The organism is Arthrobacter sp. T2-23, from assembly GCF_055398325.1.
Genome location: NZ_AP027917.1, coordinates 268,604 through 284,150, shown reverse-complemented (window position 1 = coordinate 284,150; position 15,547 = coordinate 268,604). Strand labels below are relative to the sequence as shown.

Annotated in this window: 14 protein-coding genes; 7 read left to right on the top strand and 7 right to left on the bottom strand. The window is 64.9% G+C overall.

From position 1 onward, the window contains the following. Positions 1-87: 87 nt before the first annotated feature. On the top strand, positions 88-2,196 hold the full coding sequence (locus ACZ5Z0_RS01330) for a S9 family peptidase (protein WP_464109559.1): 2,109 nt from the start codon (positions 88-90) through the stop codon (positions 2,194-2,196). On the opposite strand, the gene ACZ5Z0_RS01325 is transcribed toward ACZ5Z0_RS01330, so the two are convergent. The 5 genes from ACZ5Z0_RS01325 to ACZ5Z0_RS01305 all read right to left on the bottom strand — a co-directional run bounded on the left by ACZ5Z0_RS01325 (position 2,193) and on the right by ACZ5Z0_RS01305 (position 7,088). Continuing rightward, positions 2,193-2,888 carry a peptide deformylase gene (locus ACZ5Z0_RS01325; protein WP_464109558.1) on the bottom strand — a complete coding sequence of 232 codons (696 nt, stop codon included), beginning with the start codon at positions 2,886-2,888 and terminating at the stop codon, positions 2,193-2,195. The genes ACZ5Z0_RS01330 and ACZ5Z0_RS01325 overlap by 4 nt on opposite strands. A 9-nt stretch (positions 2,889-2,897) precedes the next feature. Continuing rightward, complete coding sequence (locus ACZ5Z0_RS01320; RefSeq protein ID WP_464109557.1) at positions 2,898-3,860, bottom strand: hypothetical protein; 963 nt, start codon at positions 3,858-3,860, stop codon at positions 2,898-2,900. 122 nt (positions 3,861-3,982) lie between these two features. After that, entirely contained in the window at positions 3,983-5,131 is a 1,149-nt protein-coding gene (locus ACZ5Z0_RS01315; RefSeq protein WP_464109556.1) for an FAD-dependent oxidoreductase, read from the bottom strand. After that, positions 5,128-5,841 (bottom strand): class I SAM-dependent methyltransferase, encoded by a 714-nt coding sequence (locus tag ACZ5Z0_RS01310; protein ID WP_464109555.1) that lies wholly within the window; start codon positions 5,839-5,841, stop codon positions 5,128-5,130. Before ACZ5Z0_RS01310 ends, ACZ5Z0_RS01315 begins: the two co-directional genes overlap by 4 nt. A gap of 11 nt (positions 5,842-5,852) precedes the next feature. Further along, entirely contained in the window at positions 5,853-7,088 is a 1,236-nt protein-coding gene (locus ACZ5Z0_RS01305; protein ID WP_464109554.1) for a type III polyketide synthase, read from the bottom strand. Between the two features lie 170 nt (positions 7,089-7,258). Here ACZ5Z0_RS01305 and ACZ5Z0_RS01300 point away from each other — a divergent pair, with 170 nt between their 5' ends. From ACZ5Z0_RS01300 to ACZ5Z0_RS01275, 6 genes are all read left to right on the top strand, one after another. Next, positions 7,259-9,658 (top strand): ATP-binding cassette domain-containing protein, encoded by a 2,400-nt coding sequence (locus ACZ5Z0_RS01300; protein WP_464109553.1) that lies wholly within the window; start codon positions 7,259-7,261, stop codon positions 9,656-9,658. A 179-nt stretch (positions 9,659-9,837) separates the two neighbouring features. Next, entirely contained in the window at positions 9,838-10,308 is a 471-nt protein-coding gene (locus tag ACZ5Z0_RS01295) for an HIT family protein (protein ID WP_464109552.1), read from the top strand. Further along, positions 10,305-10,613: a hypothetical protein gene (locus ACZ5Z0_RS01290; RefSeq protein ID WP_464109551.1), complete on the top strand. Its 309-nt coding sequence runs from the start codon at positions 10,305-10,307 to the stop codon at positions 10,611-10,613. Before ACZ5Z0_RS01295 ends, ACZ5Z0_RS01290 begins: the two co-directional genes overlap by 4 nt. 352 nt (positions 10,614-10,965) lie before the next feature. Further along, the gene (locus tag ACZ5Z0_RS01285) at positions 10,966-12,099 is read left to right on the top strand and encodes a tyrosine-type recombinase/integrase (RefSeq protein WP_464110673.1); all 1,134 of its coding nucleotides are present in this window, start codon (positions 10,966-10,968) and stop codon (positions 12,097-12,099) included. Beyond that, on the top strand, positions 12,096-12,437 hold the full coding sequence (locus ACZ5Z0_RS01280) for a helix-turn-helix domain-containing protein (protein ID WP_464109550.1): 342 nt from the start codon (positions 12,096-12,098) through the stop codon (positions 12,435-12,437). The genes ACZ5Z0_RS01285 and ACZ5Z0_RS01280 overlap by 4 nt, the downstream gene beginning before the upstream one ends. A gap of 259 nt (positions 12,438-12,696) precedes the next feature. Then, a complete protein-coding gene (locus ACZ5Z0_RS01275) occupies positions 12,697-13,947 on the top strand; it encodes a hypothetical protein (RefSeq protein ID WP_464109549.1) in 1,251 nt (416 codons plus the stop codon). 443 nt (positions 13,948-14,390) lie between these two features. On the opposite strand, the gene ACZ5Z0_RS01270 is transcribed toward ACZ5Z0_RS01275, so the two are convergent. Further along, complete coding sequence (locus tag ACZ5Z0_RS01270) at positions 14,391-15,164, bottom strand: metallophosphoesterase family protein (protein WP_464109548.1); 774 nt, start codon at positions 15,162-15,164, stop codon at positions 14,391-14,393. Further along, a complete protein-coding gene (locus ACZ5Z0_RS01265; RefSeq protein ID WP_464109547.1) occupies positions 15,161-15,529 on the bottom strand; it encodes a hypothetical protein in 369 nt (122 codons plus the stop codon). The genes ACZ5Z0_RS01270 and ACZ5Z0_RS01265 overlap by 4 nt, the downstream gene beginning before the upstream one ends. Positions 15,530-15,547: the final 18 nt, after the last annotated feature.

Sequence of the window (15,547 nt, the reverse complement as noted above, 5' to 3'; positions counted from 1 at the left end):
GTCCGGGCCGGCAGTGTGTACTCCACGCCTCGGCGCGCCGGTGTGAGGCATTTCACCTCGCGGGCGGCAGCGGCTAGGCTCGCACTCGTGAAATCCGAACATCTGCCCCTGCTCAAGTCCGTTTCGGCCCCCGCCGCGCACCCCGACGGCTCACGGGCCGTCGTGTCCGTGGTTCGCCCCGATTTCGAGGCCGATGCCTACGTGGGCCAGCTCTGGTCCGTGCCGGTGGACCCGGCGCAGCGCCCGCGCCGGCTGACCCGTGGCTTCCGCGACACCGCGCCGGACTTTTCCCCGGACGGGGAGGTGCTGGCGTTCCTTCGTGCCGAGCCCGGCGGCAAACCCCAGCTGCACGTCGTCGAGGCCCACGGCGGGGAGCCCGTGGCGGTGACGGACGCGCCGCTGGGCGTGAGTGCATTCACCTGGTCCCCGGACTCCCGCAGTATCGTCTTCAGCGCACGGACGCCCGAGGAAGGCCGCTACGGCACGGTCGACGGGGTCTCCGCCGGCGGCGAGGACGCCCGGCTGATCACGGACTACCAGTACCGGATGAACGGCGTCGGCTACACGGCGGACAAGCCCTTGCAACTCTTCCTGGTAGCCGTCCCTTCCCTGGACGAGGAGCCCGCAGTGGCCCCGGCAGGCCGGGCGCTGAAGGCGGCCAAGTCCGCCGGCGGCGGCGAAGGGGACGGCGGCAAGGGTGCCCGGAACCTTCCGGAGGCGCGCCAGCTGACCACGGCCGCCACCGACCACAACGGCGCCAGCTACAGCACCGACGGCAACGCCATCTACTTCACCGCGGCCCTGCACGAGGACAGCGACAACGACCTGGTCACCGGGATCTACCGGCTGCCGCTGCCCGGCGACAGCGGCACCCGGGCCGGGCAGGACGCCGGGCCGGCCGAGCCCGAAGCCGTGATCCCCGCCGGCACGGACGGGCTGTCCGTCTCCGCGGTCCGCCAGAGCCGGGACGGCCAGTGGCTGTACTTTGCGGCGCAGGACCTCGGCGCCTCGGGCCAGGACTTCGTCGCCCGCAACACGGCGCTCTACGCTATGTCCGCAGACGGCGGCGACGCCGTCGCGCTCAGCGACGTGGAAACCATGGACCTGGGCGGCGGCCTCGAACCGGCCGGCTCGGACGGTGTCCTGGTCCTGAACAACGCGCGCGGCACCACGCAGCTGCTGGAGTTCGGTCCCGACGGGCTTCGCAACACCCTGCTCGATGGCGACCGTGTGGTGACCGGAGCGGCCGAACGCGCGGGATCGGTGCTCCTGAGCTTCAGCGATGCGGGGACCGCCGGCGACGTCGCCGCCCTCCAAGCCGGTCGGCTCCGGGTGTTGACGGACTTCTCGGCGCCGCTGCGCTCCGACTCGGGCATCCTTCCCCCACAGGAACTCACGTTCGCCGCGGCCGACGGCTATCCCGTGCACGGCTGGCTGGTCACTCCGGCGGGGGAGGGCCCGCACCCGGTGCTGCTCAACATCCATGGCGGCCCGTTCGCCCAGTTCACCGGCGCTCTCTTCGACGAGGCCCAAGTCTATGCCGAGGCCGGGTACGCGGTGCTGATGTGCAATCCGCGCGGCTCCGCCGGTTATGGCCAGGCCCACGGCCGCGCCATCAAGGAACGCATGGGAACCGTGGATATGCAGGACGTCCTGGCCTTCCTCGACGGTGCGCTCGAAAAGTTCGAAGAGCTCGACGGCGATGCCCTCGGCATCATGGGCGGTTCCTACGGCGGCTACCTGACGGCCTGGACCATCAGCCATGACCACCGCTTCAAGGCCTCCATCGTGGAGCGCGGGTACCTCGATCCGGTGAGCTTCACAGGATCCTCGGACATCGGCTGGTTCTTCGGCGGCGAGTACACCGGCCGCTCGGCCCAGCAGATGGCGGCGCAAAGCCCGATGGCCAGGGTGGACCAGGTCCGGACGCCCACCCTGGTGATCCACAGCGAGGATGACCTGCGCTGCCCGGTGGAACAGGGCCAGCGCTATTTCACCGCCCTCAAGCAGCTGGGTGTGGAGACCGCTTTCCTGGTTTTCCCGGGCGAGAACCATGAGCTCTCACGCTCCGGCACCCCACACCACCGCCGGCAGCGCTTCGACCAGATCCTGCATTGGTGGTCCCGGCACCTTCCGACAGCGGCCAACCCGGCGCCGCAGGACGACACGGCTGCCGCGGCGCCCGCTGCCGGCTAACCGTCGGGTTCGCCCGGCAGGAACCCTAGTTCCTGCCGGGCGTGGCTGATGTCCGGTTGGGCCCAGCGGGCGGAGTATTCCGCGTTGTTGCTGAGCGAACGCAGTTCCGCCCGGTCCAGGTACAGGACGCCGTGCAGGTGGTCGGTCTCGTGCTGCACAATGCGGGCCTGCCAGCCGGTGAAGTCCCGCTGCTGCGCCGTCCCGTCCACCGCGGTGAAGTCCAGGCGCACGGATTCCGGCCGCAGCACGGCGGCCTGCAGCCCGTTCAGGGACAGGCAGCCCTCGTAAAAAGCCTTCTTTGCCGTACCCAGCGGCTCGTAACGCGGATTCAGCATGGCGAAGAACGGCAGCGGTTCCCGGCCGCGCGCCGCCGCGACCTCGGGGTCGACGTCGAACCTGTCTTCCAGGACGGCCAGCTGCAGCGGGATCCCCAGCTGCGGGGCGGCGAGCCCGACACCAGGGGCCTTGTGCATGACGCGGCGCATGAGGTCAACCAGTCGGCCGAGCTCGGCGTCGTCGAGCTGGCCGGTGAACGGGACCGCCTGCTGCCGGAGAACCGGGTGCCCTACCTGGACGATCGGCGGCAGCACCCCGGCGTTCAGGATCTGCTCGACGGCCTCCCGGATGGTGTCGTCGCTGGTCTCGGCGGTGGGGGCGGTGTAGCTGACGTCGTACCTGGCATCTTCGGACATGGGAACAGACTACTGGCGTCCGCACGCCGAAGTGACGAAATCGTAGATCCGGCCCCGCAGCTGCGTGCCCGCATCGACCTTCAGCACTCCCTCCCGGCCGGCGACAGAGACGCGCAGCGGGATCAGGGTGCCCACCTTGTCCTCCGCCACCGCGTGCGGGTCGCACCGGGCCGGTCGGATGCCAAGCCGCAGCTCGCGCGCCGGGCCCGTGGCGTCGACCCGCAGCCCGCTGGGCCACGGTGCACCGGGATCCTCCTCCAAAAGGGTGGTTCCGCCGACACTGTCGATTGTCAGCGCCCGGTCCGCAGGACTAGCGGCGGAGTTCCGCGGGGTGATGAGCAGGTGCAGGAACGCGGTCCGGGCGTCCGGGGAGAGCTCCAGTTCGGGGGCGAACCGGAGGTCGGCAATGGCGGCGGCTTCTTGCGCCACGCATATTTCGACGTTGTTCCTTGCCAGCACGCCAAAGGGATCGGCTGCGTCCGTTGTGACCGTTTGTCCCGGTGCCCCGGAAGCGGACGCGAGCAGCACCTCGACGGCGACGGGCGGTTGCCCTGCCCGGCTTTGTTCAGGGGCCCGGCTTTGCTCGACACCCTGGTCGGGGCAGGACGCGGCCGGGAGGCTGGCGGGCAGGCTTTTTGTCTGGTGCGGCGGCAGTTCTGTTCCGGCGGCCGCCGCGGTCCAGCTGATTCGGGACGCGAAGAGTGGACTCCGCAGCCCGGCCGCAAGCACGGTGACCGGCTCGCCGGTGGTGTTGGTCAGCTGGATCTCGATGATCTGCCGGCTGTAGTTGTCACGGAACTGGCTGATCTCCGCCGTCAGCGGGGCGGCAACCGACGCGGACGCCGACGGCGACGCCGGCGTACCGCTCCCGTTCCCCGGACCGGCGGCTCCGGTGCCCGCGCTGCACGACGCCGTCGCCAGGAGCAGCAGCGCGACGGCGGCCCACCGGAGTGACGGCGGAATGCTGACCATGCGGCCAGTCTAGGCCGGGATGGCGGTGTCCGGAGTTTCAGGACGGCCGGATCATCAGCCAGCATAGCTACGGCTGCTGGTACACGCCGCCGTAAGGGGTTCGGCGCCGCCGCCGGATGTGGCTATTGCATGGTGAAGCGGCGTGCCACGAGCCTGTTGGCGGCGGGGACCGCAGCCACGGCGGCAATGGCGCCGTTGCGGGCGGTCAACAGGCCACCGTGCAACGGCCGGCCCAGCGCCATGTTGATCTCGGACTGCCGTGCCGCGCGCACCGCCTCGCGCAGCCGGTTCCGTTCGAATGCCGCCAGTCCAGCGCGGTTGCCCGCGAGGAGGGCCGGCACCAGGGGCGCCAAGGCCAGGGCGTCGAGCCAGCCCAGGCTCATGCCCTGGCCTCCGATCGGACTGATCTCGTGCGCCGCGTCGCCGATCAGGATGACCCGGCCGAACACCATGCGCCGGACCAGGCGGGCTCGCACGCCGAAGCCGCTGAGCATGCTGTTACTGCCGGTATCGACGTCGATGCCGGTACGCCGCCGGACCTCCCGGGCGAGCCAGCCGGCGTCGAGACCCGCAGAGTTGTCGGCACCGCCGTCGTCGGCCGGACCGCGCCGGACCACCCAGCGCCGCCGCAGCCCCGGCAGTGGAAACGACTCAACGATGCCCTCGCCGGCCAGAAACAGCGCGGCGTCGGAACCAAAAACGGTGCTGTCCGCGAAGTCGCCCATAAGATAACGGTCCGGGTAGTCCCGGCGCCGCAGCGGTGCGCCGAGGACCGCCCGGGCAGCGGACCGGACCCCGTCGGCGGCGATCACGAGGGGTGCGGTGATCCGCTCCTGCTCTCCGGCAACGCAGGCTTGAACCGTGACGTGGCCGCCGTCGTCGTGCAGCCCCGTGACGCGTAGACCGCGGCGCAGCGCATGCGGGTCAAGTCCGAGCACCCGTTCCTCGAGCACGGACTCGGTGGAATTTTGCGGCAGCGACAGCACAAACGGGAACCTCTCGGACACTCCGGCGAAGGACATTTCGGCCAAGGCAGCGCCGCGGCTGAGGGCCAGGCCCCGACGGATCGGGACACCCCGGCCGACGAGCTCCTGGGCCACCCCGGCCCGGCTGAGAGCCTCCAGCGCCGGCGGGTGGATGCCGATGGCCCGCGAGTGCGGTTCCGGCGCGGTCCGCTGTTCGAGCACCGCGACCTCGACGCCCCGCTGCAGCAACAGTGCCGCCAGATAGAGCCCCACCGGGCCCCCGCCGATAATGACGACCTCGCTCACGCTGGGCCCCTACGCGGCGACCCGGTCCTCTCCAGGATCAGCAGGTTGCGGAAGGGTGGGCGGGGTACCACGGTCCAGCCCGGGGGAGCGGCGGCCCGGAGTTCCGCCGCCGTGTAGCTGCGCCTGATCGAAGTGAGGCCGTCCTGCCGGATATAGGAGCCGTGGAACGGCAACGCAGCTGCGGAAAACAGCGCGTAGGCGGCTGGGCTGCGGCGGAGGTCATTGTGGATGACCGTTCCGGTGCCCAGGGCAGCAGATTCCGCGAGGAATCCCGTCAGCTCCTCGGCGCCCAGGTGGTGCAGCACATGGTTGGACACCACGACGTCGAAACGCGCTCCCGCGCCCAGCAGCTCCGCTGCGCTCTGGCGCCGGAAGGTCACGCCGGCGCGGCTCCGCCAGCGTGCGGCGAACGCGGCGGCACGCGGATCCGGGTCGATCGCCGTGATCTCAAGCCGCAGCCCGTCCCGGGCCGCCCAACGCGCCAGCAGCACCGGCACATCGCCGCCGCCGCAGCCGATATCCAGCAGCGTGGTGGCCGTCCCCGCAGCGAGCCGCGGCCGCAGCTGCCGGCGGTAGATGCCCCGCCAGCCGGACACCGCACGGTTGACCAGTGCGAACTGGGCATAGGTCCGGTCAAGCCGTACCGGGTCGCAGTCGGGCCGGTCCATCTCCTCGACGGCGTCCAGGGCGCGCGTACGCAGCAGGGCCATGGCTCCGGCGCTCAGGCGAGGGCCGTTTCCGCCCGGGTCAGACCGGGCCGCTCCTGCCCGGCGTGGGACCCCGGTGCCTGCGGGGCGGTGATTTTTGTGAAGAGCGCTGTTTCCACCGTCAGCCCCGGTCCGAACGCCATAGAGCAGATGCGTTCACCGCCGTCGTCGACTGTTCCGCCGGGTTCCCCGCCGGCGTTGCCGGCAGCGGGGAGGTCGAGGATGTGCCGGATCACGAAGAGGACCGTGGCGCTGCTCATGTTTCCGTAGTTGCGGAGGGTCTCCCGGGCAGGCACCAGCTGTTCGTCGCTGAGCTCCAGCCGGGACTGCACCTTGTCCAGGATGCTGCGGCCGCCGGGGTGGATGGCCCAGTGGCGGATGTCGCGGTAGGGAATGCCGATCAGCGAGGCATCCCGGGACAGCAGCGGTTCGAGGGCGCCGATGATGTGGTCGTCGATGATGTGCGGGACGTAGGTCCCGAGGACCATTTCAAAGCCTTCGTCACCGATGTTCCACGCCATCGCTTCCTCGCCCACCGGCGTCAGTACCGTTTCGAAGTGGTCCAGGGTCAGCAGGGCGGGCTGGTCCTGCAGTTCGCGGGCGCTGACGACTGCGGCCGCCGCGCCGTCGGCGAACAGCGCCGATCCCATGATGGTGTCCGGATCATTGGACGTACGGACGTGGAGGGAACAGAGTTCCGCGCAGACCACCAGCACCACGGCGTCCGGGTCCGCGTCGCAAAAGGATTTCGCGGCACGCAGCGCCGGGAAGGCGGCATAGCAGCCCATGAACCCGAGGTGGTAACGCTGGACTGCCGGGTTCAGCCCGAGGGCCCGGACAATCTTGTAGTCCGGTCCGGGGTTGAAGAAGCCGGTGCAGGAAACGGTGACCAGATGGGTGATGTCGCCGCGATCGAGGCCGGGGCAAGCGTCCACCGCCTTTTCCGCGGCATCGATGAACAGCTTGGTGGCTTCGGTGGCGAAGATGTCGTTCCTGACCTTGGTGCTGGGGCTCAGCAGCAGGCCGGTGGCGGGATCGAAGAACTGCGGGTTCTCCGCCCGGCTGCCGGTGGTCAGTTCCTCAACGGCGGTGTAGCGGGTGTCGATGGCGGCGGAGTCAAAGCAGGTGTTCACCAGCCGGGAGCCAAGGCGGCTGAGCCCCGGCTGGGCGGCAAAGACGTCACGGGCTTCGGATTGAATCAGTACGGTGGGCGGGACTGCAGTTTCCAGGGACCTCAGGTAGACCGTCATGGTTCATTCTCAGTGAGCCTGCCGGATATGACAATGGATTCTCCGGCGCCCTGTGCGCCGGACAAGCCTGTCGGAAGATATGCCCACCGACTGTTCTAAGCTGTTCCCATTGAGCCAGCCGATGCCGTCGTTCACCGCGGCGGAGGCCCCGCCTGACAGAGGGAGACACGATGAGCACGGCCACGGGCACCAGCGCGGACCGGCAGCCGGCCGCGCTCCACGTCGCCGACACCCACGATCTGATCCGGGTGCAGGGCGCGCGTGAGAACAACCTCAAGGACGTCAGCATCGAGATTCCGAAGCGCAGGCTGACGGTGTTCACCGGTGTCTCCGGCTCGGGAAAGAGCTCGCTGGTGTTCGCCACGATCGCCGCCGAGTCGCAGCGGATGATCAACGAAACCTACAGCGCCTTCGTGCAGGGCTTTATGCCCAACCTGGCACGGCCCGACGTCGACTTTCTGGAGGGGCTCACGACGGCGATCATCGTCGACCAGGAGCGGATGGGCGCGAACCCGAGGTCCACCGTCGGCACCGCCACCGACGCCAATGCCATGCTGCGCATCCTGTTCAGCCGACTTGGGACACCGAAGGTGGGACCGCCCACGGCCTTCTCCTTCAACGTCCCGACCCGGAAGGCGAGCGGCGTGATGAGCACCGAGAAGGCCGGCGGCAGGGTTGAAAAGAGCGTGGTCCAGAACGCTGTCTATCTGGGCGGAATGTGCCCGCGGTGCGAGGGCATGGGTTCGGTCTCCGACTTCGACCTGACGGCGCTCTATGACGAGAGCAAGTCGCTGGCCGGGGGTGCCCTGATGGTCCCCGGCTACAGCATGGACGGCTGGTATGGGCGCATCTTCAGCGGCGCCGGCTTCGACATGAACAAGCCGATCGCGAAGTACACCAAAAAGGAAATGAACGACCTGCTCTACAAGGAGCCGACCAAGATCAAGGTCGAGGGCATCAATCTCACCTATGAGGGATTGATTCCGAAGATCCAGAAATCAATGCTTTCCAAGGACGTGGAGGCGATGCAGCCCCACATCCGCGCCTTTGTCGAACGGGCCATCACCTTCCAGGCATGCCCCGAATGCGATGGCACCCGGCTCAGCAAGGAGGCACGATCCTCGAAGATCCAGGGGATGAACATCGCCGAACTGTGCCAGATGCAGATCAGCGACCTGGCCCTCTGGGTCCGCGGACTCAACGAGCCCTCGGTCGAGCCGCTGCTCAAAGGGCTGCGGCACCTGCTCGATTCGTTTGCCGAGATCGGGCTGGGCTATCTTTCGCTGGACCGGCCGGCGGGCACTCTGTCCGGGGGAGAGGCGCAGCGCACCAAGATGATCCGCCACCTTGGATCATCCCTGACCGACATCACCTACGTCTTTGACGAACCGACAATCGGTCTCCACCCCCACGACATCGAACGGATGAACCAGCTGCTGCTGCAACTCCGCGACAAGGGCAACACCGTGCTCGTCGTGGAGCACAAGCCGGAGACCATCGTCATCGCCGACCACGTTGTTGATCTGGGTCCAGGGGCGGGCACCGCGGGCGGGAATGTCTGCTTCGAGGGAAGCGTCGAGGGCCTCCGGTCCAGCGATACCATCACCGGCCACCACCTGGACGACCGGGCTTCGGTCAAGGCGACGGTGCGCACGCCGGCCGGCGCGCTTGAGGTGCGCGGCGCGTCCACGAACAATCTCCGTGACGTCGACGTCGACATCCCGCTCGGTGTGCTTTGTGTGCTCACGGGCGTGGCCGGATCCGGTAAGAGCTCGCTGATCCAGGGGTCGGTGGCCGGCCGGGACGGTGTGGTCCTGATCGACCAGGGCGCCATCAAGGGTTCACGGCGCAGCAACCCGGCGACCTACACGGGCCTTCTTGAGCCGATCCGGAAGGCATTCGCGAAGGCCAACGGCGTGAAACCGGCACTGTTCAGCTCCAACTCGGAAGGTGCCTGTCCTACCTGCAACGGCGCCGGCGTCATCTTCACCGAACTGGGCGTGATGGCCACCGTCGAGTCCACCTGCGAGGACTGCGAGGGCCGGAGGTTCCTGGCGTCGGTACTGGAGTACAAGCTGGCCGGCCGCAACATCGCTGAAGTGCTGGCGATGTCGATGACCGAGGCCGAGCTGTTCTTCGCCGACGGGGAGGCCCGCACGCCGGCGGCCCACAGGATCCTCGACCGCCTCGTGGACGTCGGCCTCGGCTACCTCAGCCTGGGGCAGCCTCTGACGACGCTCTCCGGCGGTGAACGGCAGAGGCTCAAGCTGGCCACCCAGATGGCGGAGAAGGGGGACGTTTACGTCCTCGACGAACCGACCACGGGCCTGCACCTGGCCGATGTCGCGAACCTGCTCGGGCTGCTGGACCGGCTGGTCGATTCCGGCAAGTCGGTGATCGTCATCGAGCACCACCAGGCGGTCATGGCGCACGCCGACTGGATCATCGACCTCGGCCCCGGCGCCGGACACGACGGCGGCCGGATCGTCTTCGAGGGCACACCCGCCGAACTGGTCACCACGCGGCCCACTCTCACGGGAGAACATTTAGCGGCTTATGTGGGGGAGTGAGGGCCGCTCCAGCCGAAAAGCCTGATCTATGTGATTGTTATCCTTTGACACAAACAAAAGCGCCGCGCATGTATACTGTGGCGTTATTCGACAATGCCTGGTATTGATATAGAGAATTTAAAATGCAACCGTACATTGTGCACTTGCGGCGAATTTCATGCTTTACGAAGGGTAAATAAATGGAGTCTTGGAAGACCGACCGGGTGGGTTCGGCGATAGCGGGGGAGAACCCCACCGTGATGGCCCGACTCAATGGCGGGTTTGCAGTCATCGGAGACGTCCAGTGGCTTCCAGGCTACTCGGTGCTGATCACAGACAAGGTCGGCGTTGACCGGCTGACTGATCTGCCGCGCTCCGAACGGATGGCCTATTTAAGCAGCGTCGACATTTTGGCCGAAGCCGTCGAAATTGCCTGCGCGGAATTGGATCCGACATTCCTCCGGGTCAATATCGAGATTCTCGGCAACAAAGATCCGTTCTTGCACACGCATATCTGGCCGCGATACCAATGGGAAGAACCCGAATTGCGCACCAAACCGGTGTGGCTGTACCCAGGGACGAACTGGTCCGACCCGGCCACAGCGCTGAGCCCCGCACACGATCCCTACAGATCCGCCATTACAGTGCAGATCAAGAACCTGTCGGTGTGAATCCCTGGGACGACCCGAGGCCTGAGATTCTTCTCGACGTCGACTACGGGTATTCGTGGCCAATGTCGACGATCTTTTGGGAGCCTGTGGACATCCCTGACTGGGAGCGTGAGCTTCCGGCACAGCTCTACGAGGATCTGAGGGCCTGGGCAAAGTTCTTCAACGACCATGCGAATTCCGAAACAGGAATGTTTGGTAGCGAAGGACTGCGCAAACATTTTGACTTGGAGGGCGTCCGTCTCCGAGACGCCCTCGAGGACGCTCTCGGAAACAAGTATCGCTTCCGCCTCAGACTGTGGTTCTAGAGAACCTGCACGACGGGGAGTCGGTGCCCTTGAAGTGTGTTCAAACCTGAGGGCACCGGCCCTACCGAGCTTGTCTGCGTAACGCCGATAATCAACATTATGTCAAGTAGTAACGTAGTCATCCGCATGTTTTGCCGATAGCCATGAATCGTGTATCCACTGCCCCGCAGTGATCGAAATGCCTCTGACCTGCGCTTTTGCCCTTCTCGGGTGATTCTCGCGGCGCCCTCCATCAAACCTCGATCTTCATGCAAGACGAGCAGCCAACACCATATCTGACTACGAGTTTTCTCTTGCCGTCTGCACTTTATGCAGATAGTCTGCATTTCATGCAGATGATGGCCGCTGAGTGATGGTCGAGAAAAGGGGCGGTCTTTCCTTTCTTCCGTTGCCGGATCGCGGTCCCAACAAAGACGCATTTCTCGCAGAGATCCTGACCGGCTGGAAACGACAGCAGTACACCAAGAACTTCACTGAAAGGACAATCAGTCGCCGGATCAATCGGGTCCTCGACTTCTGCGACGCTACGGGCAAATTTCCCTGGGAGTGGATGCCGACGGACGCGGACGAATACTTCTCCCACCTTGTCAATGTAAGAGGTCTGGTCCAGGAAACGATCCGCGCATACCAGAGCGATGTATCGCTGTTCTGTAGCTACGCCACCAGCGATAGCTACCCGTGGAACGAAACCTGCGGGCGACTCTTTGGGTCTTCGATGTCTCAGATCATCACGGACCTCAACAAGGCCCGACACACGCAGGCCGCAACGATGGGGCCCACCAAGCGGGCGTTCGAGCTTGATGAGCTGCAACAGTTCTTTGACTTCGCGGATGACGAGGTTGCCCGCATTATCAGTTCCCACGTCAAGGGCGGCCTGGCCGCCTGGCGAGACGTCACAGCTCTGAAAGTTTGCTACGGGTGGGGTCTGCGGCACGACGAACTTAGAAAGCTCGACATAGTGGACTTCTCCCCCAACGTCAAGGCCCCGTACTTCGGCGACTACGGGCTCCTGAGAGTTCGCAACGGCAAGCCCAATAAAGGTGCCCCAAAGAAGCAGCGGACGGTTCAGACGCTGGTGGACTGGGCGGCCGAAGCGGTCGCGGAATGGGTGGAATTCGGTCTTCCCCGATACGGCCAGCCCATGACCCACCTTTTTCCCACGTCGACCGGAGGGCTAGTTGCAGAGGGAGATCTCTACAGTCGGTTCATCGGTTTCGTGAATGCCCTCGACCTCTCCCCCGGGCTCGACATTCACGGCCTCCGCCGGTCTTACGCAACGCATATGCAGACCGTCTACGGCTACGACGTGAAGTTCATCTCAATGCAGCTCGGACACGCGCACGAAACCACTACGACCATTTACACACTCCCCTCTCCTGACTTCGCTGCCAGTGAGATGGAGCGGGTTCTGAGCAAGGATCTTTTGAAAAGCAAGGGCAAGCTCCTGCTCAAACCAGCGAGAAATCAAGGAAGGGCCTCCCGATGAAGCGTCGGATCGAGTACAAGTTCCACGTTCGCGAGCTAATGGCACGCTCTGGAATTCACACCAGCAGAGATCTGGTGGAACCACTCCGTGACCGCGGCATCACTCTTTCGGAGTCGCAGATCAACCGGATCGTCGCTCACAACCCGGATCGTATCGCCTTCCAGGTCCTCGTCGCCCTTTGCGACATCTTGGGCGTCGAGATGAATCAGTTGGTCACCTATACCAGCGCTGACGTCAAGATGCCGCGACGGAAAGTCGCTGGCGACGGAACAGACGTCCCGCTGTTAGAGGCTTACCGGCCCGTTAGGGCACGCATCCGCAGGCCAGAGGATGACTGAATTCAAACCGCGGGGACGACCCCGATCAACTCGAACGGGCTACACCTGCGGCCGATGCGGCCGCGAAACCGGAAAGATCCGCGTGCGCTGGCCGGACGGCGACATCTGCGGCATTTGCTTCACCGAGGCGGTTCACACCTATGGAGATTGCCCACTTTGCGGGAAGCACCGAATGCTCCCCGGTCGACTCATAACCGGTGAGAACATCTGCTCATCCTGCGCCGGTATCCAAACAGCGCTCACCTGCGAGAAATGCGGCATGGAACGGGAAAGATTCCGCGGTGGCCACTGCATCGTCTGCGTTATCGAAGCCGAGGTCACCGATCTCCTCAGACCAAACGATCCGCCGGATCTCCGTCTGAAGCGGCTAGTGAAGGTCCTCACTGCGGTCGATCGTCCCGAAAGCATCTATACCTGGCTCCACAGCAATGGGGGCGTCTCAGCGGATCTGTTACGACGCATAGGCGCCCGAGAAATCGATCTCTCGCACGAGGCCTTCGATGCGTTGCCGAAGACTGCCTCAGTTGAGCACTTGCGAGCGATACTGAGCCACAACCGCATGCTTCCCACTCAGGACGACCGCCAGCTGGCCATGTTCGAACAATGGCTGCAAGAGCGGCTCCACATGCTCCAGGTGACACCGGACATCCACTCCCCTATCGAACGCTTTGCCAAGTGGCACCACCTTCGAAGGCTCAAGACGGAGTCCTCCAGTACAAAGAACATGAACTACGCCGTCCGGAGCGCCAAGCAGGAGATCACGGAAGCTGGCAAGTTCCTTAGCTGGCTTCTTGAGACCCATGGCAAGACGAGCGCATCCATAGGCCAAGTCCACGTTGACGAATACCTCTCGGAAGGCCCATCGACGAGGAAACATATCCGGAACTTCGTTCGCTACCTGGGGCGAGAGCGCACGGCCAACGGCGTAGACGTACCTGTCCGGCTTGCGCAGACGACGCCGATGCTTACGCAGCGGCAGCGCATGGACCACATCAAGACCCTGATGGAAGCAGTCAATCTCAGCGAATCAACGCGCGTCGCTGGGCTGATTTTCCTCCTCTTCGGCGTCCCTATTGGGCGGCTTTGCATGATGACCGTCGACCAGCTCGATATTCGGCCGACGGGCATCACAATCCTGCTGGGCGAGATTCCTGCCCCGGTCCCGGATGTTCTGATACCTCTATTCCTCGCGCATCTGCACGCACGCGACTCCGCCGGCACGGTGAACGCTGGAACGATCTGGCTCTTCCCTGGGGCCAGGGCTGGTAGGCCTAAGTCCCCCAACACCCTCCTGACGCAGCTCCGAGTCGGAATCGGCATCGACATTCAGGGTGTCCGGAACAGGACGCTCCGGGGCCTAGTCGAGGAGATCGATCCGAGCTCATTGGCGAAGATGCTCGGCTACAGCAAGCAAGTCATGAGCAAGCATGGATCGGCCGCAACGGTTCCCTGGTCGAGTTACGTCATTGGCAAGAACCCCCGCTTCACGAAAGAGAAGCCAAGTCCGTAGGAGCTCAGTTGATCGGACCACGGGATCCATAACGGGGGCAGAACTAAAGCCGGCTCACGCGATTCAGGGTCCCCATAACTCTTGGTAGGCGCAACAACGGTCCGCGCTGAAACACTTCGCCCAACTACTCAATCAAATTCGCACCAACGGGGACTCCTTGGCCACGTTTCCCCAGCGCGACTTGGACGGGTTCCTCACAATGTCTGCCGCCCAGCAAGATGCGCTCGCTACATACACGCAATGGCTGACCGAGCAGCGTGTGTGAGAGTCCGACCTATCTGGACCATCCTGTGTAGTTGACCCCATTGTTTCCGCGAGTTCCTCATCGACCCGAAGAGGGCAGCATTCCAAGCATTGCCCCTCGTACTCAGCCCTTGGCTTCATTCGGACCCGGCAACTTTCGAGCTATCTGTTCCTGCGGCATTGAATGAACAGCAAGCGTGTTAGGACCTGATTATGAGCGGCAGGACCTGTGGCCTCTCGCCCTTCGCCCATTGGACCAGAACGGTGTTCCCGCCCCACGAGCCCTCGTGGGCGAGGACGTGAGCGGCCGTGAGGGTGCTCTTGCCCCAGACGAACTCCTGACTCTTGCGCTGGTGCCAGTGTCCGGAAAACAGCAGGGCAGGTTGCAGCACCTCGAGGGTTCTCTGGAGCAGTCCTCGCGTGCGTTCTGCAGCAGAGGCTATCTCTGGTGGCAACGGGAGGCCCTTGAGTCCTTGGAAGCTGGCCGGGGCGTCGTGCGTCAGAAGCACATCAACAGGAGCAGACGCGAAAAGCCGTTCGGCCTCCTCCGGCGTCGGTTCCTCTAGATCGGCCCAAAGATCTTTGCCCTCGGTTCGCCATCGCCTATCAACACTGTATGCGCCCCCTAGGCCCCCGATGCGGATGCCATGGCGCTCGATTACAGCCCCCCGCGGCACGTAGCTCATCCGATCGGACAGCCTCCTGGTCCCGTCAGGAAGGGGGGAAAGCTCGCGGAGTTCCTTGTGGTTGTCGTGGTTGCCGTCGATGAAGAGAAATTCGATGTCGGCCTCGTCGAGCAGCTGGCCGAGGCGCTTGTCGAAACGCCCCTTCTTTGGGCCCGGCCACCGAACGGCTAAGTCGCCGACGTGAAGGAGCAAGTGCACGTTTTCACTCTTCAACGTTCGGACCACGGCTCGGGCGATGCTTAGGTCGCCGTGCCAGTCGCCTGCCACAGCGAACCGGACGGCGTTCACTCTGTGAACGTCTTGATGATGCACACGGGAGTTGTAGTTCTTATCGTCTCGATACCATCACCCCTGACGTCGAGGCGGAAGATCGCCCGCCGACCGAGCCGAAGTTGGATGATTCCGAGTAAGGGCACCGTCTCCCCATCCCGTCGCAAAGGCACCGCCTCCCATTTGCCCCCTGTTTGGCGCCGGGAGGATCGGACGAGGGCGCTGGACTGGGGTCCGATGTCGAGGGCGTATGCCGAACCTGAAGCGGTTGTCACTGAATAACGGCCGAAGTCGAGGTCGGAGACAGCCTCCACCAGGTCGGGGTCGATGCGCTGGGCTCTAACAGGCCTTTTTGCGTTCTCGGACTGCGAAGGCTTCGTCATGCGGCCTGGCTACTCAGA

Excerpts from the sequence above, each read along its gene's own strand:
- ACZ5Z0_RS01325 (WP_464109558.1), bottom strand. The coding sequence starts at position 2,888 with ATGTCCGAAGATGCCAGGTACGACGTCAGCTACACCGCCCCCACCGCC.
- ACZ5Z0_RS01320 (WP_464109557.1), bottom strand. The coding sequence starts at position 3,860 with ATGGTCAGCATTCCGCCGTCACTCCGGTGGGCCGCCGTCGCGCTGCTG.
- ACZ5Z0_RS01310 (WP_464109555.1), bottom strand. The coding sequence starts at position 5,841 with ATGGCCCTGCTGCGTACGCGCGCCCTGGACGCCGTCGAGGAGATGGAC.
- ACZ5Z0_RS01305 (WP_464109554.1), bottom strand. The coding sequence starts at position 7,088 with ATGACGGTCTACCTGAGGTCCCTGGAAACTGCAGTCCCGCCCACCGTA.
- ACZ5Z0_RS01300 (WP_464109553.1), top strand. The coding sequence starts at position 7,259 with ATGAGCACGGCCACGGGCACCAGCGCGGACCGGCAGCCGGCCGCGCTC.
- ACZ5Z0_RS01295 (WP_464109552.1), top strand. The coding sequence starts at position 9,838 with ATGGAGTCTTGGAAGACCGACCGGGTGGGTTCGGCGATAGCGGGGGAG.
- ACZ5Z0_RS01285 (WP_464110673.1), top strand. The coding sequence starts at position 10,966 with ATGGTCGAGAAAAGGGGCGGTCTTTCCTTTCTTCCGTTGCCGGATCGC.
- ACZ5Z0_RS01280 (WP_464109550.1), top strand. The coding sequence starts at position 12,096 with ATGAAGCGTCGGATCGAGTACAAGTTCCACGTTCGCGAGCTAATGGCA.
- ACZ5Z0_RS01275 (WP_464109549.1), top strand. The coding sequence starts at position 12,697 with ATGGAACGGGAAAGATTCCGCGGTGGCCACTGCATCGTCTGCGTTATC.
- ACZ5Z0_RS01265 (WP_464109547.1), bottom strand. The coding sequence starts at position 15,529 with ATGACGAAGCCTTCGCAGTCCGAGAACGCAAAAAGGCCTGTTAGAGCC.